We start from the raw sequence: 19816 nt of genomic DNA, 5'->3' as shown, positions 1-19816 counted from the left end.
TAAGGCGACGTTTATGGCGAGTATTGATCAACTACGTGGTAACCAGCAACCGCTGACCACAACCCGCAATAGCGGGAACCAGAATAAGACACAAGAGGCGCAAGGGAGCGCCGTGCGTGAACAGCAACGCACGACCAGTCAAGATGATGCAGTGTCGCTGAGCCATCAAAGCCGAGAGATCGGAAAAATGAATCAGCAAATGGCCTCTGAGCCGTATTTTGACAGTGCGAAAGTCGCTGAAATTAAACAAGCCATTGCCAATGGCTCGTATAAAGTCGATGCTGACAAACTCGCTGCCAATATGATGCGCTTTGAGAACGATTTGAACGACAGTTAATCTGGCGGGATAGTTTATGAGTCAAAATGCGCCCCTGTCCGTCCTTCTCGAGCAGCAGCTAGAGCGAGTTCAGTCGCTAAAAACGCTGCTCGAGCAAGAAGCCAAAACTATTGCCAGCCGGGTGTCGGAAGACATCGAAGCCACCGCCAAACAAAAGCAAATCTTGGTGAATGAAATACAGCGTGCTGATAGCCAACTCGCACAGCACCCTGAGCGAGAAAAGCTTCAAGGCGACCCGCAATGCGTTGAATACGTCAACAACATCCAACAGCACATTCAAGCCTGTAAGCAACAAAACGAAACCAATGGCATGGCGCTACAACGCGCAAGTTTAAGCATCCATCGGTTACGTAATTTGTTCCAAGAAAGCGGCGGCAAGTCAGAGCTAACTTATGACCATGACGGCAATGCGTCAGGCCGGAAAACCCTTGGCACCAATGTAAAAGCGTAGCTCGCGCTTTAGTATACGCCGAGCTACCTGACACTGCGCACTGACATCTCCTTACTTAACCGCTTTATGCTGGCCGCAGCGCGTATGCCCATTGCGCGCGCACCTCCCAATGATACAACTCGATCGGTAAAGCAACGAAGCTTAGCTGCCAATGACGGCTAATAAAAAGCGAGCCCTGTGGCTCGCTGATTGCGCGGAGAAGAGGTGAATTAAAAGATAATATTTTCGTTACGGGGGATGTTTTGCGACTCACCATAGCGCTTCATTTTTTGCATCAAGTCTAAATCCAGCTCCAGTTCGGTCACGTAGCTGTCACCGGCTTTATAACTTGCCACCACTTCGGCACCGCGGATAATACCGTCGACAGCGCCTTGTGTGCTATCACGGCCAAGACTTTGATCCTCCACACGGGTGCGACCACTGACTCGAAGTCCATACACCTGCTCACTGAGCTCTTTATATGCCTCCACTTTTGATGCCCGCATTGCCCGCGTTTCACGCTCTTCTTGCGTGGCCCCTTGCTGAGCACTGATTGATGCCATACCAACCGCAGAAATAACGTTCTCCTCTTTCATCCTGGTCAGAGGCTGACATGCGGTTAAAGCGATTAGGGCTAAAAGGCAAAGTCCATGTTTTATGCTCATGAATCATCCTGTCTCGGTTAAGGCTTAAGCACAACTGTTTCACGCTTGATGCGGTTCTGATCATCACGAATAATGACGCCATCACGCATGCGCACTTTATAAAGCGTGTCAATATCTCGACCAATACGGTCTGCGGGTAAAAACCCTTGCGCAGAAGCGACCACAACACGCGACTCCATACCAATAATACGCGCATTGACCAGTACACCTCCACCTTGTCGTAGCATGGTGCCTGTCAAGATATAATCAATCTGCTGTTCGGGGTTTAACTCTTTCCAATCACGGCTGATGGCAAAGTCCCCTTCTTCAGTGACACGAATCGCGCCGGTCGATTTGAAGTCTATGACGGTAAAGCCACGGCTTTGCATCTGATAGATCAGCCCTTCGGTCACTGTATTGCCTAACCAGTTCGTTTCAGACATGTCTTGCAAGTCTACAAACGACGTGACCGCCAACGGGGTACGTGCGGTTAAGTAAGCGTTTGTCGCCAGTAATTCGTCGGCCATGCTATTTAAAAAATAGTCCAGCGTGTGGCGAGGACGCTGCTTGAGGAAGAACTCACTCCCCGAGTAGGGCTCTTTCCCGTTGTAAATAGGCGTATATGCACAGCCTGCTGTCAACAGCGCTAATACCGCCACTATCCACTTTTTCATCGTATCATGCTCCGCGATCAGTCATCGATGTGAGACAAGTGTCTTCTTAGAGTATCGGACAAGGACCACAAACCTTTACCTTGAATTGTCACCCTTGTGTTCCGGAACACAACTTGCATCAATCTCTCATGCGTCATGCTCTTGTTAGGGTTGCCACCCTACCTGTTATGTTAACGAAGCAATTTCCATACCTACTAAGTGAGAACTTGACTATGAAAACCCGTTTGGCGCGATTCGGCCTGCTTTTTTCTCTGTTTATCACGCCGCTCACACAGGCAGCTTGGTATGAAGTGTCTGCCAGCTCGCCCATCCTTGAAAGCGAGCAAGCGGCACGCGTCCGCGCGTTAGAAGCCGCCACGTTCGATGCCATGCAGTTCTCCGGCGCCGATGTAGGCAGTTTGCAACAAATCAAACGATTTTTTACCTCCGTTAAGCCCGGTTACCAATTCAGTGGTAATGAAGTCCGCGAGATCTTAATTCTGGAAGAAGGCACTCAAGGTGGCAATTATGTGGTCAATGTGCGGGTGGATATCTATCCATCGGCAAATGCTTGCCACAAGACACAGTATAAGAAAGGAATGGTGATGACACGCTTCCCGATTGTGTCGCCTCAACAAGCGGCCTTGGGAGGAATTTACCAATTTGGTGATGATTTTTCTGTGCTGCTTAGTCGAGAAGTCACTCAACACGGACAAAGCTTTGTTGGTCGTGGTATTGCGAATGTCGATGTTTCGCCGAACGCCCCGCAAGCTGTCGCGATGCTGGCGGAAGATAAAGACGCGCAATTTGTTGTCACTGGAGCCATTACCGATCTCTCTGCGACCACAGACAGTGGCAGCTTCGGCCGTTCGCAAGACAATCGGCAATTGGCGGTCAATGTACAAGCGATGGACGCTGAAAGCGGTGAAGTCATTTTCCAGCGCCGCTATCGTGATGTTGCCAAATGGCCTTTTGAGCGCCATAGCCAAGTGGATACCCAAACAGCGCGTTTTTGGCAATCGCCTTACGGGCAAATGGCACGACGCATGAGTCGTAACATCTTGCTGGATTTAGAGTCGGCCCTATCCTGCCGCGCCAGCAAACCCAAAATTGTGGCGCTAAAAGACAATATCGCACAAATCAACGTTGGACGAATCAATGGGGTGAAACAGGGTGACCAGTTACAACTGTGGCATCTCGCTTCTTTCACTGATGATTTAGGGATTGTGCGCACGCAGCGCCGTAAAAGCGGAATGACATTAACCGTTGCGCGTGTTTATGAAAGCAGTGCCGAGGCGGTTATCCAACCCGACAGCTTGATAGGCAGCATTCAGATCGGTGATATTGTCACCAAAGGAGTAAACTAAATTGAAACAGGCGCTTAAATCGCGCCTGTTTTTACGTATAATGGCTGCCCGCGCTCCCATAGCTCAACAGGATAGAGCAGTCGCCTCCTAAGCGACCGATCGGGGTTCGAGTCCCTGTGGGAGCGCCAGTAAACCTTTACCCCCTCCTTCTTTAGTCGCTATTTGCTGTTCTTTACCTCGTTTCATTTGGTTTTTGTTCAAAATATCCGAACATATCCATCAAGCTCTGCTACTTATTATTCTGACGCCTCACCTTTATTATGGCTCTCAATCCGGCGGGTAACGCCAATATCTATCAACTTTTTCGAAGAGGCCCATTATGCGTCAACGTTTACATACTCTGCTTTCCACTCAATCAAGCTTTGCCCCCTTAGCTTTGCGCCTTCCTGTCGGAGTGATTTTGATCGCTCATGGCGCGCAAAAACTGTTTGGTTGGTTTGGCGGCTATGGCCTTGAAGGAACGGGCCAATGGATGGCATCGATTGGTCTTGAGCCTGGTGTACTAATGGCGTTGATGGCAGGTAGTGCGGAGTTTTTTGGCGGTGTGCTGCTGTTGATTGGTCTATTGACGCGCCCTGCTGCTGCAGTCACGGCAATCACCATGCTGGTCGCGATTGTTACCGTGCACTGGGATAACGGCCTGTTTCTAAGCAACAACGGGTATGAGTTTGGATTGGCATTACTGGCTGCCGCCGTCTCATTAGTGTTCAGTGGGGCTGGCAATCTCTCTGTCGATAAAAAGCTAAGCCAGACATTGCGCTAACCGCTGCGACTGACCCATACAAAAATGCCGCGTTGAACACGCGGCATTTTTCGTGGCCAAGGGTTGGTTGATTAAATGTAAGTCACCCACGCCCAGAGGCTCAACATGGCCATCACGCCGGCAAGGATATCATCGAGCATGATCCCTAGCCCGCCATGAACATGCTTGTCCAACCAACTGATAGGCCATGGCTTAATCATATCGAAGAGTCGAAACATCACGAAGCCCGCCAATATAATCTGCCAGTCGGTGCTTGGCACTAATGCCATGGTGATCCAAAAGCCAACAAATTCATCCCACACAATCGCGCCGTGATCATGCACTTTCATATCCGTAGAGGTACGACCGCAAATCACAATGCCTGCAAGGCTACCGACAAGAATGGCTATCCATAACCCAACTGGCGCTGTGTAGGTTGCCAGTAGCCAATAAAAAGGCACCGCAAACAAGGTACCAACCGTCCCCGGCACCACCGGAGAGAGCCCACTCCCCAGCCCAACGGCCAGCAAATGCAACGGGTTTTTAAGCGATAAACGCTGCTTAGGATCTGTCACTGTCCAACTCCTTAAAGTGATCCCATCCTGATAGCGTCCAGTCTAGGGGATTACCATCGGCCATCAATTGTAAAGACTGACTGCCATTAATTTGACCAATACAAGTGGCGGTGACCCCAGTGTGTTTCAGTGTTGTCTCTAACGTCCCGCGATACATTTCCGGTACGGTAAAGCACAATTCATATTCTTCGCCACTGGTTAAGGCAAGCTTTTGCGCGGTTTCATAGCTGTCCACATCCGCCAATAACGCCTCCGACAGCGGCAGTTGGGTCACATCAATGGATGCGCCCACACCACTGGCTTTGATAATATGCTGAATATCAGCCACCAGCCCATCGGAAATATCAATCGCTGCCGAGGCGATACCCCGTAAAGCTTGGCCTGCCGCTACGCGAGGCTGCGCGCGATAATGCCGATTAATCAATGTGGCCGCCCGTGCCTCATCGGTCACCGGCTTACCAAGGACATAGTTCAGTCCTGCTTGGCTATCCCCCAAGGTACCGGTGACATATAACCAATCCCCAGGCTTAGCACCATCGCGCGTTAATGCCTGTCCATGAGGGACATGGCCATGTAAGGTCATGGTAATGCTTTTGGGCCCACGTGTGGTGTCACCGCCAATCAGCTGGACTTGAAAGTATTCAGCAAGCGCAGAGAAACCTTGGCAGAATCCTGCCACCCACGCTTCATCCGGTTCAGGTAACGTTAGCGCCAACGAGCACCATGCAGGCATCGCCCCCATTGCTGCTAAATCGCTTAAATTCGATGCCAACGCTTTATGCGCAACATCGGAAGCACTGGCTGTGGAAAGAAAGTGGGTACCTTCTACCATGGTATCTGTGGTGATGGCGAGCTGACAGCCCTCGGGGACTTGGGTAATGGCACAGTCGTCACCAATGCCTAGCGCCACATCGCGGCGGCTCACTGGCTGACGAGCGAAATAATCGCGAATCAGGTCAAATTCGTTGCGCGTCATAATGGCTTTCGTGGTATCGCATCTAAAAATAAAAAGGCCAGCGGGGCTGGCCTTGAAAGGGAGGTAATTAACGAAGTCGTGGGGCCGCTTTATCAAGCACACCATTCACAAACTTGTGGCTGTCTTCGGCGCCAAAACGCTTCGCCAGTTCCACCGCTTCATTAATCACGACTTTATACGGCACATCTTCACGTTTCACCAATTCGTACATCGCCAAACGCAGCAGTGCGTGCTCCATGTCGTCCAAGTCTTGCAATGGACGTGACAAGTAAGGACGCATTTTGCTGTCTAGCTCTTGATGACTCAGTACCACGCCGCTAAACAGATTGCGGAAATATTCCACATCGGTTTCAGGCTCACGCAGAAGTGGTTCTGCGTCTTTGTGGTCGTCTTCTTCGTACTTTTCGGCTGCAAGGAATTGTGCCTCAATATCTGCGATATTGCCTTGCGCCAGTTGCCATGAATAGATGGCTTGCAATGCAAATTGGCGTGCATTACGTCGTGCGGCTGGTTTCACTCTAACCCCCGTTTAGGATTCAATCTGGGACAGGACATTGACCATTTCAAGCGCGCTCAGTGCAGCCTCTGCCCCTTTATTACCAGCCTTGGTACCTGCGCGTTCGATGGCTTGCTCAATGGTGTCAACAGTCAGCACGCCAAAGGCGACTGGGGTTTCAAACTCCAGTGCAACCTGTGCTAACCCTTTATTACATTCTCCGGCCACATAGTCAAAGTGGGGCGTGCCACCGCGGATCACCGAACCTAGCGCCACAATCGCATCGTAGCGACCGCTTTTGGCTAGTTTCTGGGTCACCAAAGGCAACTCGTAGGCACCGGGACAGCGGACCACGGTAATATTATCTTCGCTGACTTGGCCTTGGCGCTTCAGTGCGTCGATCGCACCTGATAGTAAACTCTCGTTGATAAAGCTATTAAAGCGAGAGATAACAATAGCAACCTGCGCGTTGGGCGCGGCAAATGCACCTTCGATTACGTTCATGAGCCTTCCTGTGACTTGCTTTCCGGAATGAGAAACCGCGCGATTCTACCACATTTTTAGCGAATGGCACCATGTTCCGTGCCCGCCAACCCTGTCGCACATCGCGCGGCCTTTCTTGTTAGGTTATTCGGTGACGTATTCCACCACGTTCAAACCAAAGCCTGATAGTGCGTGATAGCGTTTCGTTGATGACGAAAGCAAACGCATTTGCTTAACGCCAAGGTCTGCCAAGATTTGCGAGCCAATCCCAACACGGCGTGACGTGCCTTGCCATTTGGCGCTAGCTGGCTGCTCGCCTTTATCTTGCGCTTCAAATGCTTTCACCTTATTGATAATGGCATCGCTGGTTTCTTCTTTCCCCAAAATCACCAACACACCACCGTCATGACTGATCCGTTGCATCGCACGGGTTAGGCTCCAGCTACGTTCAGCCGTTCGGTCAGATTGAAGCACATCGGTAAAGGTATCTTGCAAGTGCACGCGAACCAAGGTCGGGTCAGCGGTCACTTCGCCTTTACACATCGCATAGTGGATTTGGTTATCAATGGTGTCACGGTAGGTGACCAAATCAAACTCACCAAATTCGGTGGGCAACTTACAAGAGGCGACACGCTCAATGGTGGTTTCGTTAAGGTTTCGGTATTCAATCAAATCTGCAATGGTGCCCAGCTTGATACCGTGCTTTTCACAAAACACTTCCAAATCAGGGCGGCGCGCCATGGTGCCATCTTCGTTGAGGATTTCCACAATCACGGACGCAGGACTAAAGCCTCCTAAGCGGGCCAGATCACAGCCTGCCTCGGTGTGACCAGCACGGGTCAGAACACCACCCTCTTGTGCCATTAAGGGGAACACATGCCCCGGCTGAACTAAATCGGCAGCTTTTGCATTAGGCGCGACCGCGGCTTGGACGGTGCGTGCACGATCGGCCGCAGAAATGCCGGTGGTCACCCCTTCCGCCGCTTCAATCGACACCGTGAAGGCAGTAGAAAATTGGGCGTTATTGTCAGACACCATCAAAGGTAATCCAAGCTGCTGACAGCGCTGTTGGGTCAGCGTTAAGCAAATCAAGCCCCGACCATGGGTGGCCATGAAATTGATAGCTTCTGGCGTGATCGCTTCGGCCGCAATGATCAAATCGCCTTCATTTTCGCGATCTTCGTCATCCATCAACACCACCATTTTACCTAGGCGGATATCGTCAATGATTTCTTGGGCACTACTTATTGCCATCTTGGATTCCTTATTTCAAAAAGCCGGAACGGGCCAGCGTATCAAGGCTGACTCCTGTTGATTGTGTGGGTTCAGCCGCCTTGTCACCGAGCATCAGTCGCTCAAGGTAACGGGCAATGACATCGACTTCGATGTTTACCTTACGCCCAGGCGCAAAAGTTTGAATCGTGGTTTGTTCAGCGGTGTGCGGCACGATGGTGAGCTTAAATGCACTGCCATTGACATCGTTCACTGTCAGGCTAATTCCATCCACCGTGATCGAGCCTTTTAACGCCACATATTTGGCGAGCTCAGACGGTAATCTAATCCAGTATTCCCACGCGCGGCCGGTTTGGTTCACCGATGTCACTTCTCCAAGGCCATCAACATGGCCTGCCACCATGTGGCCGCCAAATCGCGTGGTGGGTAGCATCGCCTTTTCAAGATTGACCTTGTCTCCGACCGACAAGTGCCCCAGTGATGAACGCGCAAGGGTTTCCGATGACACATCTGCGCTGTAGCCCGTTGCACTCAATGCAACCACGGTCAAGCACACCCCATTGGTGGCGATACTGTCACCCAGTTTGACATCACAGAGATCAAGCTCGCCACTGTCGATAGTCAAAGTCATGTCTTGCCCGCGGCGAGTCAAGCGTTCTACTCGGCCTACCGCTTCGATAATTCCAGTAAACATCGTTATTCGTACTCTTGCGTGATCACGGCATGCTCAGAGAGCATGGCGGTTAAGCGAACATCGTCACCGAACCTCGTCACGTGATTAAAGTGAAAGCGCGGTGCATCGTCCATCCGTTGCATCCCATCTAAAGCAACTAAGGGGCGACTGTCGCCTCCTAACAGGACGGGGGCTTGGTAAACAATCAGTTCATCGACTAAAGATTCAGTGAGTAGCTGACCCGCCAGCCTCGCGCCCGCTTCAACCCACACTTTGTCAATGTCATGTTCCGCCAATGCGCCAAGGATAGCGGTGAGTGACGCATCGGGCATCACCCATTCTTGCACGTTATCCGGCCACGTATGATTACTCGGTGAATCAACAATACGGATCACATCGCCGTCAAGCTGATAGACGGTTGCATCCGGTGAGGTTTTATTATCTCTATCTAGCACAACACGCGTCGGTTGGCGCACAGTCGATTGCGGATAGGCATCGAGCGTGGCTCGAGGAAGTTGGCTTTGACGTACATTGAGGCTGGGGTTATCGGCCAATACCGTGGCGCTGGTCGATAAAATGGCACTGGCTTGAGCACGAAACGCTTGCACATCGGCGCGTGCAGACTCACCGGTGATCCATTTGCTTTGCCCGTTGGCTAAGGCGGTCCGGCCATCGAGACTCCCGGCCAGCTTAAGCTGTACATACGGCATCTGAGTGAGCATTCGCTTAATGAAACCGGGATTGAGCGCCTTGGCCTGCTCCGCCATCACACCGACGACCACCTCAATACCTGCTTCTTGTAAGCGTGCGATACCTCGCCCTGCCACTTGAGGATTGGGATCTTGCATGGCACACACCACGCGACTGACGTTAGCGGCAATTAAGGCATCGCAACACGGTGGAGTGCGACCATAGTGAGAGCAAGGCTCTAAGGTGACATAAGCTGTCGCCCCTTGCGCGCGTTTCCCCGCCGCCTTTAAAGCGTGTACCTCGGCATGTGGACCGCCGGGAGCAAGATGAAACCCTTCACCAACAATGTCGTCGCCATGAGCAATCACACAGCCCACATTGGGATTCGGAGTCGTGGTAAAGCGCCCTTGAGCGGCAAGCGCGAGTGCACGCGCCATCATGGTGTTATCGCGTTGGTTGTTACTCATTTTTGCAGCCGTGCAATTTCTTCACCGAACTCACGAATATCTTCAAAGCTGTGATAGACAGAGGCAAAACGGATATACGCCACTTTATCGAGCTCTTTGAGTGCTTCCATCACCAAGTTACCAACCGAGGCTGAGCTAATCTCTCGCTCACCGGTCGCGCGAAGGCGTGATTTAATGCTGTTGATCGCTTTTTCAATATCGTCCGCACTGACAGGCCGTTTTTCCAGCGCACGCTGAATGCCACCGCGCAGCTTTTCTTCGTCAAAAGGCTCACGATTGCCATTGGTTTTGATGATGCGTGGCATCACCAGCTCTGCCGTTTCGAACGTGGTATAGCGTTCTGCGCACGCCAAACACTGGCGACGACGACGAACTTGATGGCCATCGGCGACGAGTCGAGAATCGATCACTTTGGTGTCGGTTGCACCACAGAATGGACAGTGCATGGGGCTAGCCTCCTCAATATCATCCCGTTAGTGTAACCGATTTGCGATTATGAAAAAGCCTGCAAACGGCGAGTTTGTAACGATTCTGTGCGCAAAGCTGATTTCGCTAACAATCGGTGGCTAACCACGCACCAAAAAGGCGCCTGAAGGCGCCTTTGCTTTTTCACTTACAACGCTTACCGGTTACGCATAAACCGGTAGGCGGCGGCAAATGGCTTGAACTTTCTCTTTAGTTTCAGCAATCACTTGCTCATTATTGATGTTATCTAACACATCACACATCCAATGCGCGAGCTGTTCAGCGTCTTGCTCGCTAAAGCCACGGCGTGTAATCGCTGGCGTCCCCACACGAATGCCTGAGGTGACAAACGGGCTACGTGGATCGTTCGGCACACTGTTTTTGTTCACAGTGATATTCGCGGCACCGAGCGCAGCATCCGCTTCTTTACCGGTGATGTCTTTGTCAATCAAATCAACCAAGAACAAGTGGTTGTCGGTTGATCCTGACACGATGTTATAACCGCGTGCTTGGAACCCTTTAACCATCGCACGAGCGTTATCAATCACGCGCGCTTGATAGGCTTTAAACTCAGGTTCCATCGCCTCTTTAAACGCGACAGCTTTACCCGCAATTACGTGCATCAGTGGGCCACCTTGACCACCTGGGAACACCGCAGAGTTGAGCTTTTTGTAGAGGTCTTCACCCGCATTAGACAGGATCAAACCGCCGCGCGGCCCTGCAAGGGTTTTGTGGGTGGTGGTGGTGACCACGTGTGCATGTGGTAATGGATCTGGATACACGCCTGCTGCAATCAAACCAGCAACGTGTGCCATGTCCACCATGAACCAAGCGCCCACTTTGTCGGCGATTTCACGCATACGCTTCCAATCCACCACTTGCGAATAGGCAGAGAAACCACCAATGATCATTTTCGGCTTATGTTCCAGCGCGAGCTGTTCCATTTGCTCGTAATCAATCTTACCCGCTTCATCAATGCCGTACGCAACCACTTCATAGTGTTTGCCTGAAAAGTTGACCGGAGAGCCGTGCGTTAAGTGGCCACCATGCGCCAAGCTCATGCCCAAAACCTTGTCGCCTGGGTTAAGTAGCGCCATATAGACCGCGCTGTTGGCTTGTGAGCCTGAGTGAGGTTGCACGTTGGCATATTCACAACCAAACAATTCACACGCACGCTCAATCGCGAGAGCTTCTACTTTATCGACATGCTCACAGCCGCCGTAATAACGCTTTCCGGGGTAGCCTTCGGCATATTTGTTGGTCAGTTGAGAGCCTTGCGCTTCCATGACGCGTGGGCTGGTATAGTTTTCTGACGCAATCAGCTCAATGTGTTCTTCCTGACGAGCCGTTTCTTCTTCAATGGCTGCGAACAGTGCCGGATCGTAATCCGCAATCTTCATGTCACGCTTTAGCATTTGTCTCTCCTGACTCAATGGTGGCGGGCTATTACCCTTAAAGCGAATGCTACCCGTACCCAAGTTGGCCCGATAGCTCGAATGGTTTTGATATGGCATAGTGCACCACACCTTGGGTTAGTCGCCTTACGCATTTAAAGTGACTAAACCAAGGCAAACGGGCGGAAAAAACGGCGTTTTAAAAGCCTGACGCAAACGTTTTCTCTAGCGCCATTACTGCGTTCGTCATTTTACAAAAAAACCGCTGCAACAGGTAGTGTCAATCGGCCGTTTTTTTTATACGTCGGTTGTGCCAGATTAGTCCGCCACACAGAAACGCAGATTGTGCGCTGTAAACAATTTACACGCGAGTATCAAATTGCTGACATCCTATCAGCCAGTGATTTACTTGGCTGACTTTTTATTACTCTCATTTGGCGATAAAATCCGCGCCCGCAATTCCCATTAACTTTTTTTAACCGCCGCCCCAGTTGGGTTTTGGCGGACTTTTTGTTGCTGTTTATGTAGGGAGAAGCCGTGTGAGCCGATATCAACACAGCTTAAAAGAAGATGTGATCGCCATTGCCTCTGGGGCGTTTCTCGTCGCACAAGGGGTGTTTTTCTTGCAACAGGCCGGACTGTTAACCGGCGGGACGACTGGCCTTGCTTTGTTGGTCAGCCAATTTACCGACCTGTCCTTCGGCACCCTGTACTTTCTGTGTAACTGTCCGTTTTATTTGATGGCTTGGTTTCGCATGAGCCCGCGCTTTGCTGTGCGCAGCTTACTCGCCGGTGGCGCGGTGTCCGTGATGGCCGATCATATCGCCTACTTTTTTCAAATCACTTGGTTGGCCCCCGCCTATTGTGCGGTCATTGGGGGCTTGCTGATGGGCGTCGGCATGTTGATGATTTTCCGCCACAATGCCAGCTTAGGCGGTTTTAACGTACTGGTGCTCTATTGTCAGGACAAATTTGGGATCTCGGCAGGAAAACTACAGATGGGCATCGACTGTACCATCTTGGCGTTGTCTTTCTTCCTCATCGACCTCAATCTCTTGATGTGGTCGGTAGTTGGCGCGATTGTGCTCAACTTAGTCTTGGCGATGAATCATAAGCCCGGGCGCTATCAGGCGCATCCTGCTAACCCCGGCGCGTAGTCAATCACAACACCACACAAACAACAAAGCCAAGCATCACGCTTGGCTTTTTGTTGCTTACCGTATTAGTCCAACTCGCGATATTAAATCGCTTCTTCGTCTTCCTCACCGGTACGGATACGCACCACGCGCTCAACATCAAAGACAAAGATTTTACCATCACCAATTTTACCGGTTTGTGCGGTATCAATGATGGTATCCACACACTGCTCAGCCACATCGTTACTGACGATCACTTCAAGCTTCACTTTGGGTAAAAAATCGACCATATATTCGGCGCCACGATAAAGCTCAGTATGACCTTTTTGACGACCAAAACCTTTTACTTCTGAGACAGTCATCCCCGTAATCCCCACGTCGGCAAGTGCTTCGCGTACGTCATCGAGTTTAAATGGCTTGATGATGGCTTCAATTTTTTTCATTCCGTTATCCTTCTCGTTGGCCGCAGCCGGTCCTGATGGATCAGTTGTTTAGCTGAAATTGTATCGCAGCCGGATAAAAAATCATCCATCGATTCACGCTTATCACTAAAAAGCCGCCATAGATTGGCGGCTTTGATTGGTATAAGGCTTATCCCAGTGTGACCCGCGCGTTGCGGAACATGCGCATCCACGCACTGTCTTCGCCCCAATCATCAGGGTGCCAAGAGTTAGCGACCGTACGGAATACCCGCTCAGGGTGAGGCATCATAATGGTGACGCGGCCCGACTCAGTGGTCAGCGCGGTAATGCCATTCGGTGAGCCGTTCGGGTTGGCCGGATACGCTTGTGTTGGCTGGCCGTGATTATCGGTGTAACGCAGCGCCACAGTGCCGGACGCCTCAATGGCCGCCAAATGCTCAGCATCACGCACCTCAACGCGTCCCTCACCATGCGATACCGCAATGGGCATCCGTGACCCTGCCATCCCAGCAAAGAAGGCGGATGGGCTTGATTGCACTTCCACCATGCTAAAGCGCGCTTCAAAGCGCTCCGACTCATTACGAACAAATCGTGGCCAGTGTGCGGCGCCTGGGATCAGTTCATGCAGGTTCGATAGCATTTGGCAGCCATTGCACACACCAAGTGCTAAGGTGTCTTCACGCATAAAGAAGGCACTAAATTGATCGCGCGCGCGGCTGTTAAACAAAATCGATTTCGCCCAACCTTCACCGGCGCCCAACACGTCACCGTAAGAGAAACCACCACAAGCCACCAGCCCTTGGAAACCGTCCAAACTGACGCGTCCTGAGAGAATGTCGCTCATATGAACGTCCACGGCGTTAAATCCAGCGCGATCGAAGGCAGCTGCCATTTCCACATGTGAGTTCACGCCTTGCTCACGCAAAATAGCCATCGTCGGTTGTTGACCGGTGGCGATATACGGCGCAGCAATATCTTCATGCACGTCAAAGCTCAGGCTAGCGTGCAACCCAGGATCGGCCGCCTGCTTGGCGTCAAACTCTTGGCGAGCACAGTCCGGATTATCGCGACGCGCTTGCATTTGGTAGGTGGTTTCAGCCCAAATCTGACGCAGGTGCTGGCGACTGGCTTGATAGATAGGCGCCTCACCATGACGCAAGATAATCTCATCGCTATCGCTTAAGCCGCCAATCAAGTGACTGCATGCGGTTAATTGATGTTCATCCAACACCGCATTAACACGCTCGAGATCTTGCGCTGCCACTTGGATCACCGCGCCCAGTTCTTCGTTAAACAGTACCGACAAGGCATCGTCGCCTAAACGGGCGATATCCACGTCAATACCGGTATGACCGGCAAACGCCATTTCCGCCAAGGTAACGAACAGTCCGCCATCGGCTCGGTCGTGATACGCCAGTAGCTTTTGCTCTGCTACCAAGGTTTGCATCGCATTGAAAAAGCCTTTTAGGCGGGCGCTGCTGGTGACATCGGCAGGCTTATCGCCCAATTGGTGGTAAACCTGAGCCAACGCGGTTGCGCCCAGACGCTGCGCGCCCTCACCGAGGTCAATCGCAATCAAGTGGCTATCACCTTTATCGGTACGCAGTTGTGGGGTCACGGTACGACGCACATCTTCCACGCGGCCAAAGGCGGTGATAATCAGCGACATCGGCGCGGTGACGGTTTTATTTTCACCGTCTTGCTGCCACTGGGTTTTCATCGACATCGAGTCTTTACCCACCGGAATGGTCAGTGACAGCTCAGGACACAGCTCCTCGCCAACGGCTTTAACCGCTTCGTACAAGCCGGCGTCTTCGCCCGGATGACCTGCCGCGGACATCCAGTTCGCAGACAGTTTAATGTTAGTCAGGCTACCAATATCGGCACAGGCAATATTGGTGAGTGCTTCTCCCACCGCCATACGGGCAGAGGCAGCAAAGTCAAGCAAGGCAGCTGGGGTACGCTCACCCATCGCCATCGCTTCGCCGTGATAACTGTCATAGCTGGCCGCCGTCACCGCACAGTTAGCGACGGGTACCTGCCAAGGGCCGACCATTTGGTCACGCGCAACCAATCCGGTCACCGAACGGTCACCGATAGTGATCAAGAAGGTTTTCTCCGCCACCGCCGGCAAGCGTAAAACACGCTCACAGGCTTCATCCAGCTCAATGCCTTGGGTGTTAAGCGCAACACCTGTCACTTGCTGACGCGTCACATCCCGGTGCATTTTGGGCGCTTTACCCAGCAAGATATCCATCGGCATGTCGATAGGGGTATTGTTGAAGTGGCTGTCTTCAAGCGACAGGTGACGCGCATCGGTCGCCTCACCAATCACTGCGTATGGCGCCCGTTCACGCTCGCACAAGGCTTCGAAAAGCGCCATATTTTCGGGTTTCACCGCCAAGACATAACGCTCTTGTGACTCGTTACACCAAATGGCAAGCGGACTCATTCCCGGCTCGTCATTTGGAATGTCACGCAAATTAAAGCGTCCACCGCGGCCGCCATCATCGACCAGCTCTGGCATGGCATTGGACAAGCCACCCGCGCCCACATCGTGGATAAAGGCAATCGGGTTGTTGTCGCCAAGTTGCCAGCAACGATCAATCACTTCTTGGCAGCGACGCTCCATTTCTGGGTTCTCACGCTGTACCGAGGCAAAGTCTAAGTCTTCCGCCGACTGGCCTGATGCCATCGACGATGCCGCCCCGCCGCCAAGGCCGATGTTCATCGCCGGGCCACCTAACACAATCAGTTTAGCGCCCACATCTATCTCACCTTTTTGCACATGGCCGTCGCGGATGTTACCCATTCCACCGGCGATCATGATGGGTTTGTGATAGCCACGCACTTCCTCACCGGCATGCGAGGTCACCAATTGCTCATAGGTGCGGAAATAACCCAGCAAGTTAGGTCGGCCAAATTCGTTGTTAAACGCCGCGCCGCCTAGCGGGCCTTCCAGCATAATATCGAGCGCAGTAGCAATGCGCTCAGGCTTGCCATAATCTCGCTCCCACGGCTGAATAAAGCCCGGAATTTTGAGGTTAGAGACGGAAAAACCGACCAATCCTGCTTTGGGTTTGCCTCCGACACCGGTTGCCCCCTCATCACGAATCTCACCGCCAGAGCCTGTTGCCGCGCCTGGCCACGGTGAAATCGCGGTAGGATGGTTGTGGGTTTCCACCTTCATCAAAATATGAGCCGGCTCATGGTGATATTGATAAGTGTGGCTGTCAGGGCTGGGGAAAAAGCGCCCAACGCTTGAGCCCGTCATCACGGCTGCGTTGTCTTTATACGCCGACAGCACGTTATCTGGGGTTTGCTCATAGGTGTTTTTGATCATTTTAAACAGCGACTTAGGCTGTTTTTGACCATCAATAGTCCAGTCGGCGTTAAAGATCTTGTGTCGGCAATGCTCTGAGTTAGCTTGCGCAAACATCATCAGTTCGATGTCGTTTGGGTTACGCCCCAGCTGGGTGAAGTTCTCGACCAGATAGTCAATTTCGTCTTCTGCCAGTGCCAACCCTAAGGCTTGGTTCGCCTCAACTAAGGCGGCTCGGCCACCGGAGAGAATGTCTACGCTATGCATCGGCGCAGGTTCCGCTTGCTCAAACAGCACCGCGGCGGCCTCAAGCTCATCGAACACAGCTTCCATCATCCGATCGTGCAACAATCCGATTAAGGTTGCGTGTTGTTCTTTGGTCAAAGGCGCAGATAACTGAATATAGTACGCTGTACCGCGCTCCAAGCGCTTCACCGCATCCAAGCCGCAGTTATGGGCAATATCGGTTGCCTTGGATGACCACGGCGACAAGGTGCCGGGACGAGGCGTAACGAGAAACAACGTCCCTTCAGGCGCATGCGGCGGTAAAGTGGGCCCGTAAGTCAGCAACTTTTCGAGCTTTTCGCGACTCGCGCTATCCAAGGGGTGATGCAAATCAGCGAAGTGAATAAACTCAGCATACAGTGCCGTGACTGGCAACTGATGCGCTTGACAGCTAGCCAGCAGTTTATTGACACGAAACTCAGACAGTGCGGGGGAACCACGCAAAATATCCATGTGCGTACGTCTCTCGTTAGCAGTTAGTGAAAGGGGTATACCCAAATTAACACGCGTTGACATGTAAACTTGGGTATCACCACTCACACTGGCAGCCTTTGCTGTCCGCAGGTTCACGCCCATTTTTTGCTGGCCTTTTAAGCAAGCGGCGGCCATTATAGGGGAAAATCTTCGCGGGCAACACACCTGACGCAACCGTTTGCGCAAAAAATTTCCCCTCTATCGGTCGGACGCCTATTCACGTAGAATGGAGGGTCCATTGATCACGGCCTGTGTCTTCACGCCGGCCCGCAACAAGAGCAACAGCCTTTGAGACAGCGTCGATTTACTCTGCCATCTTGGATTGCCTGCGTGGCCCTTGTGCTGCTAACCCTGCCTTTGGCGGGCTGTGATTGGCATTTTGATGATCGGACGACCCTCGAAAAAATCCGCGATCGCGGTGTGCTACGAGTGGGCACACTCAACAACCAGCTTTCTTATTACATCGGTCCCAATGGCCCAACCGGCCTAGATTATGATCTAGCCAAGCGCTTTGCCGACAAGCTGGGCGTGAAATTGGAAATGACGCCCACCTATACGCTTTCTGGCCTCTTTCCAGCACTAGAACGTGGCGATGTCGATATTATTGCCGCGGGTCTGACCATCACACCGCAACGTCTTGACGCCTTTCGCCCCGGTCCTGCGTACTATTTTGTCAGCCAGCAAGTAGTGTATAAAAACGGCCACTGGCGACCGCGTGATGTCGACGACTTCAACCGAGATGATGCTGTGATGGCAGTGGTTGAAGGCTCCAGTCATGACTTAACACTGCAATCACTGAAAAAAGCCCATCCCGCACTGTCTTGGCAAGTCGTCCAAGATGCCGATGACGACGAACTCCTCAAACAAGTCGCGAATGGTGACATCGACTTTACCATTGCCGACTCCGTCGATATTGCGCTGATCCAACGCACACACCCTGATATCACGGTCGCGATGGAACTGAGCGAAGACGAGCCCGTAGCTTGGTTTATGAAAAAGCAAGGCGATAGCAGCGCTTACGCCTTAATGGTGGAATTTTTTGGTGATCTCGCCCAAAGCGGTGAACTGGCGATTTTAGAAGAGAAATATTTTGGTCACGTGGATCAGTTTGATTACGTCGATACCCGCGCCTTTTTGCGCGCGATTGAGAGCAAACTGCCCAAGTGGGAGCCGCTATTTAAAAAGTACGCCAATGAATTTGACTGGCGTTTGCTCGCCGCCCTGTCTTATCAAGAATCACATTGGAACCCTCGCGCTATTTCACCGACTGGTGTGCGCGGCATGATGATGCTGACCTTACCGACCGCGAAATCTGTCGGCGTACGTAACCGCCTTGATCCCGAGCAAAGCATTAAAGGCGGCGCCCTTTATCTGCAACGAGTATTAGAACGCGTACCTGATAGCGTGAACCCGCATGAGCGTATTTGGTTCGCCCTCGCCTCGTACAATATCGGCTTTGGCCACATGATGGATGCACGCCGCCTCACGGAGGCACAAGGGGCCAACCCTAACTCGTGGAGTGATGTGAAAAAGCGTCTGCCCATGCTCGCCAAGCGCCAATACTATACCCAAACACGCTACGGCTATGCGCGTGGATACGAAGCGTTAAGTTACGTCGAAAATATCCGCCGTTATTATCAAAGTATTCTAGGCTATGAAAAAGCGCACATTGAAGCGCTCGACAATGAGCAGGTTGAAGACTTAGGCGGCCTACAAACCATTGTCGCGCCAGCGCCTGAGCAAGAGTCTGAAACCGTCACAGACACTGACGAAACGTCACCACAAAGCGACGCTAACCAGCAACAGCAATGAGGGCAGTATGGTTCCGAGAAAACGGCTCGTGAGAAGTAACTTCCGTAAAAACACGATTTCCGCCGCTAACCGGCGTAAGCGCATGCGTCAAAATATGCACAAGAAAGTGCTTTGGCGACAACGTACGTTTGCCATCCGCGAGTTCGCCGCCTTTGACGATGCATTTTAATCCTCGCCCTGCCCTCGAGCCGCTTTTTTAGCGGCTTTTTTTTCGGCTCGGCGACGACGGAAAAACGCCTGAAGCTGCTCACGGCAAGCATCTTCAAGCACTCCCCCTTGTGATGCCACATGATGGTTCACGCCCTCGTAACTGAGCAAGTTCATCACCGACCCTGCCGCACCGGTTTTAGGGTCGGAGGCGCCAAAATACACGTTGCGAATACGGCTATGCACCATAGCTGCAGCACACATCGGACAAGGCTCTAAAGTGACATACAAGTCAGCATCAATCAGGCGATAGTTCCCCAGCACTTGACCTGCTTGGCGCAGTGCCATGATTTCCGCATGCGCAGAGGCATCATGTTGGGTAATTGAACGGTTCCATCCGGTCCCGACAATCTCCCCTTGGTATACCACCACAGCCCCGACCGGCACCTCACCCTCTTGCTCGGCTTTTTCCGCTAGCGTCATGGCGTGGCGCATGTATTTTTCGTGCTCGTTTGATGGCGTTTGCAACTCGCTCATTCAAAACCCTGTAACTTCACCCATTGAGATGGCGCCAAGTATACGACACAAATAAG

General features: G+C 52.1%; 21 protein-coding genes and 1 tRNA gene. 8 read left to right on the top strand and 14 right to left on the bottom strand.

The genetic code is table 11. The features are described 5' to 3' along the window. Window positions 1-13 precede the first annotated feature (13 nt). Together flgM and BZG84_RS08555 are read left to right on the top strand one after the other, a co-directional pair. Entirely contained in the window at window positions 14-337 is a 324-nt protein-coding gene (gene flgM / locus BZG84_RS08560) for a flagellar biosynthesis anti-sigma factor FlgM (protein WP_069589288.1), read from the top strand. Window positions 338-353: 16 nt separating this feature from the next. Continuing rightward, window positions 354-788, top strand: a complete 435-nt coding sequence (locus tag BZG84_RS08555; protein WP_077478924.1) for a flagella synthesis protein FlgN — start codon at window positions 354-356, stop codon at window positions 786-788. 209 nt (window positions 789-997) lie between these two features. On the opposite strand, the gene BZG84_RS08550 is transcribed toward BZG84_RS08555, so the two are convergent. Further along, window positions 998-1432 carry an LPP20 family lipoprotein gene (locus BZG84_RS08550; RefSeq protein ID WP_108743608.1) on the bottom strand — a complete coding sequence of 145 codons (435 nt, stop codon included), beginning with the start codon at window positions 1430-1432 and terminating at the stop codon, window positions 998-1000. Window positions 1433-1449: 17 nt separating this feature from the next. After that, entirely contained in the window at window positions 1450-2085 is a 636-nt protein-coding gene (locus BZG84_RS08545; protein WP_069589286.1) for a FlgO family outer membrane protein, read from the bottom strand. Between the two features lie 212 nt (window positions 2086-2297). Here BZG84_RS08545 and BZG84_RS08540 point away from each other — a divergent pair, with 212 nt between their 5' ends. From BZG84_RS08540 to BZG84_RS08530, 3 genes are all read left to right on the top strand, one after another. After that, on the top strand, window positions 2298-3431 hold the full coding sequence (locus BZG84_RS08540; RefSeq protein WP_077478923.1) for a flagella assembly protein FlgT: 1134 nt from the start codon (window positions 2298-2300) through the stop codon (window positions 3429-3431). A 52-nt stretch (window positions 3432-3483) separates the two neighbouring features. Then, window positions 3484-3559 (top strand) — tRNA-Arg (locus BZG84_RS08535). 191 nt (window positions 3560-3750) lie between these two features. Next, a complete protein-coding gene (locus BZG84_RS08530) occupies window positions 3751-4194 on the top strand; it encodes a DoxX family protein (RefSeq protein ID WP_077478922.1) in 444 nt (147 codons plus the stop codon). A gap of 71 nt (window positions 4195-4265) precedes the next feature. Here the strand turns inward: BZG84_RS08530 and BZG84_RS08525 are convergent, their stop codons facing one another. The 9 genes from BZG84_RS08525 to glyA all read right to left on the bottom strand — a co-directional run bounded on the left by BZG84_RS08525 (window position 4266) and on the right by glyA (window position 11646). Continuing rightward, window positions 4266-4748 (bottom strand): phosphatidylglycerophosphatase A, encoded by a 483-nt coding sequence (locus BZG84_RS08525; protein WP_077478921.1) that lies wholly within the window; start codon window positions 4746-4748, stop codon window positions 4266-4268. Further along, window positions 4735-5724, bottom strand: a complete 990-nt coding sequence (gene thiL, locus BZG84_RS08520) for a thiamine-phosphate kinase (RefSeq protein ID WP_077478920.1) — start codon at window positions 5722-5724, stop codon at window positions 4735-4737. The genes BZG84_RS08525 and thiL overlap by 14 nt, the downstream gene beginning before the upstream one ends. Before the next feature lie 67 nt (window positions 5725-5791). Further along, complete coding sequence (gene nusB / locus BZG84_RS08515) at window positions 5792-6241, bottom strand: transcription antitermination factor NusB (RefSeq protein WP_069589278.1); 450 nt, start codon at window positions 6239-6241, stop codon at window positions 5792-5794. Between the two features lie 12 nt (window positions 6242-6253). Further along, on the bottom strand, window positions 6254-6724 hold the full coding sequence (ribH, locus tag BZG84_RS08510; RefSeq protein ID WP_069589277.1) for a 6,7-dimethyl-8-ribityllumazine synthase: 471 nt from the start codon (window positions 6722-6724) through the stop codon (window positions 6254-6256). 123 nt (window positions 6725-6847) lie between these two features. Continuing rightward, window positions 6848-7957 carry a bifunctional 3,4-dihydroxy-2-butanone-4-phosphate synthase/GTP cyclohydrolase II gene (gene ribBA, locus BZG84_RS08505; protein WP_077662881.1) on the bottom strand — a complete coding sequence of 370 codons (1110 nt, stop codon included), beginning with the start codon at window positions 7955-7957 and terminating at the stop codon, window positions 6848-6850. Window positions 7958-7967: 10 nt separating this feature from the next. Then, window positions 7968-8630: a riboflavin synthase gene (locus BZG84_RS08500; RefSeq protein ID WP_069589274.1), complete on the bottom strand. Its 663-nt coding sequence runs from the start codon at window positions 8628-8630 to the stop codon at window positions 7968-7970. 2 nt (window positions 8631-8632) lie between these two features. After that, window positions 8633-9766 carry a bifunctional diaminohydroxyphosphoribosylaminopyrimidine deaminase/5-amino-6-(5-phosphoribosylamino)uracil reductase RibD gene (ribD, locus tag BZG84_RS08495; protein WP_077478918.1) on the bottom strand — a complete coding sequence of 378 codons (1134 nt, stop codon included), beginning with the start codon at window positions 9764-9766 and terminating at the stop codon, window positions 8633-8635. Continuing rightward, window positions 9763-10212, bottom strand: coding sequence for a transcriptional regulator NrdR (nrdR, locus tag BZG84_RS08490; RefSeq protein WP_069589271.1), 450 nt, complete (start codon window positions 10210-10212; stop codon window positions 9763-9765). The genes ribD and nrdR overlap by 4 nt, the downstream gene beginning before the upstream one ends. 183 nt (window positions 10213-10395) lie before the next feature. Further along, window positions 10396-11646, bottom strand: a complete 1251-nt coding sequence (gene glyA / locus BZG84_RS08485) for a serine hydroxymethyltransferase (protein WP_077455536.1) — start codon at window positions 11644-11646, stop codon at window positions 10396-10398. Between the two features lie 518 nt (window positions 11647-12164). Between glyA and BZG84_RS08480 the strand changes: the two genes are divergently transcribed. After that, on the top strand, window positions 12165-12782 hold the full coding sequence (locus BZG84_RS08480) for a YitT family protein (RefSeq protein ID WP_069590690.1): 618 nt from the start codon (window positions 12165-12167) through the stop codon (window positions 12780-12782). Between the two features lie 83 nt (window positions 12783-12865). Here BZG84_RS08480 and glnB read toward each other — a convergent pair whose 3' ends face one another. Both glnB and purL read right to left on the bottom strand, forming a co-directional pair. Beyond that, complete coding sequence (gene glnB, locus BZG84_RS08475; protein WP_046074987.1) at window positions 12866-13204, bottom strand: nitrogen regulatory protein P-II; 339 nt, start codon at window positions 13202-13204, stop codon at window positions 12866-12868. 148 nt (window positions 13205-13352) lie between these two features. Further along, complete coding sequence (gene purL, locus BZG84_RS08470; RefSeq protein WP_077478917.1) at window positions 13353-17243, bottom strand: phosphoribosylformylglycinamidine synthase; 3891 nt, start codon at window positions 17241-17243, stop codon at window positions 13353-13355. A gap of 363 nt (window positions 17244-17606) precedes the next feature. On the opposite strand from purL, the gene mltF reads away from it, so the two are divergent. Further along, window positions 17607-19076: a membrane-bound lytic murein transglycosylase MltF gene (gene mltF, locus BZG84_RS08465; protein WP_241825769.1), complete on the top strand. Its 1470-nt coding sequence runs from the start codon at window positions 17607-17609 to the stop codon at window positions 19074-19076. A 7-nt stretch (window positions 19077-19083) separates the two neighbouring features. Further along, entirely contained in the window at window positions 19084-19245 is a 162-nt protein-coding gene (locus BZG84_RS16385) for a hypothetical protein (protein ID WP_167314748.1), read from the top strand. Here the strand turns inward: BZG84_RS16385 and tadA are convergent. Continuing rightward, on the bottom strand, window positions 19242-19760 hold the full coding sequence (tadA, locus tag BZG84_RS08460; RefSeq protein WP_077478916.1) for a tRNA adenosine(34) deaminase TadA: 519 nt from the start codon (window positions 19758-19760) through the stop codon (window positions 19242-19244). The genes BZG84_RS16385 and tadA overlap by 4 nt on opposite strands. Window positions 19761-19816: the final 56 nt, after the last annotated feature.

The sequence above is a fragment of the Salinivibrio sp. PR932 genome (assembly GCF_001996125.1).
GTDB lineage: Bacteria > Pseudomonadota > Gammaproteobacteria > Enterobacterales > Vibrionaceae > Salinivibrio > Salinivibrio proteolyticus.
The sequence above is the reverse complement of the archived record's forward strand: the minus strand, read 5'-3'. Positions and strand labels throughout refer to the sequence as shown.

Coding starts and splice junctions, on each gene's coding strand:
- BZG84_RS08540 (WP_077478923.1), top strand. CDS start 2,298: ATGAAAACCCGTTTGGCGCGATTCGGCCTGCTTTTTTCTCTGTTTATC.
- flgM (WP_069589288.1), top strand. CDS start 14: ATGGCGAGTATTGATCAACTACGTGGTAACCAGCAACCGCTGACCACA.
- glnB (WP_046074987.1), bottom strand. CDS start 13,204: ATGAAAAAAATTGAAGCCATCATCAAGCCATTTAAACTCGATGACGTA.
- ribD (WP_077478918.1), bottom strand. CDS start 9,766: ATGAGTAACAACCAACGCGATAACACCATGATGGCGCGTGCACTCGCG.
- ribBA (WP_077662881.1), bottom strand. CDS start 7,957: ATGGCAATAAGTAGTGCCCAAGAAATCATTGACGATATCCGCCTAGGT.
- thiL (WP_077478920.1), bottom strand. CDS start 5,724: ATGACGCGCAACGAATTTGACCTGATTCGCGATTATTTCGCTCGTCAG.
- nrdR (WP_069589271.1), bottom strand. CDS start 10,212: ATGCACTGTCCATTCTGTGGTGCAACCGACACCAAAGTGATCGATTCT.
- tadA (WP_077478916.1), bottom strand. CDS start 19,760: ATGAGCGAGTTGCAAACGCCATCAAACGAGCACGAAAAATACATGCGC.
- BZG84_RS08500 (WP_069589274.1), bottom strand. CDS start 8,630: ATGTTTACTGGAATTATCGAAGCGGTAGGCCGAGTAGAACGCTTGACT.
- BZG84_RS08545 (WP_069589286.1), bottom strand. CDS start 2,085: ATGAAAAAGTGGATAGTGGCGGTATTAGCGCTGTTGACAGCAGGCTGT.
- purL (WP_077478917.1), bottom strand. CDS start 17,243: ATGGATATTTTGCGTGGTTCCCCCGCACTGTCTGAGTTTCGTGTCAAT.
- ribH (WP_069589277.1), bottom strand. CDS start 6,724: ATGAACGTAATCGAAGGTGCATTTGCCGCGCCCAACGCGCAGGTTGCT.
- BZG84_RS08555 (WP_077478924.1), top strand. CDS start 354: ATGAGTCAAAATGCGCCCCTGTCCGTCCTTCTCGAGCAGCAGCTAGAG.
- BZG84_RS08530 (WP_077478922.1), top strand. CDS start 3,751: ATGCGTCAACGTTTACATACTCTGCTTTCCACTCAATCAAGCTTTGCC.
- BZG84_RS16385 (WP_167314748.1), top strand. CDS start 19,084: ATGGTTCCGAGAAAACGGCTCGTGAGAAGTAACTTCCGTAAAAACACG.
- glyA (WP_077455536.1), bottom strand. CDS start 11,646: ATGCTAAAGCGTGACATGAAGATTGCGGATTACGATCCGGCACTGTTC.
- BZG84_RS08550 (WP_108743608.1), bottom strand. CDS start 1,432: ATGAGCATAAAACATGGACTTTGCCTTTTAGCCCTAATCGCTTTAACC.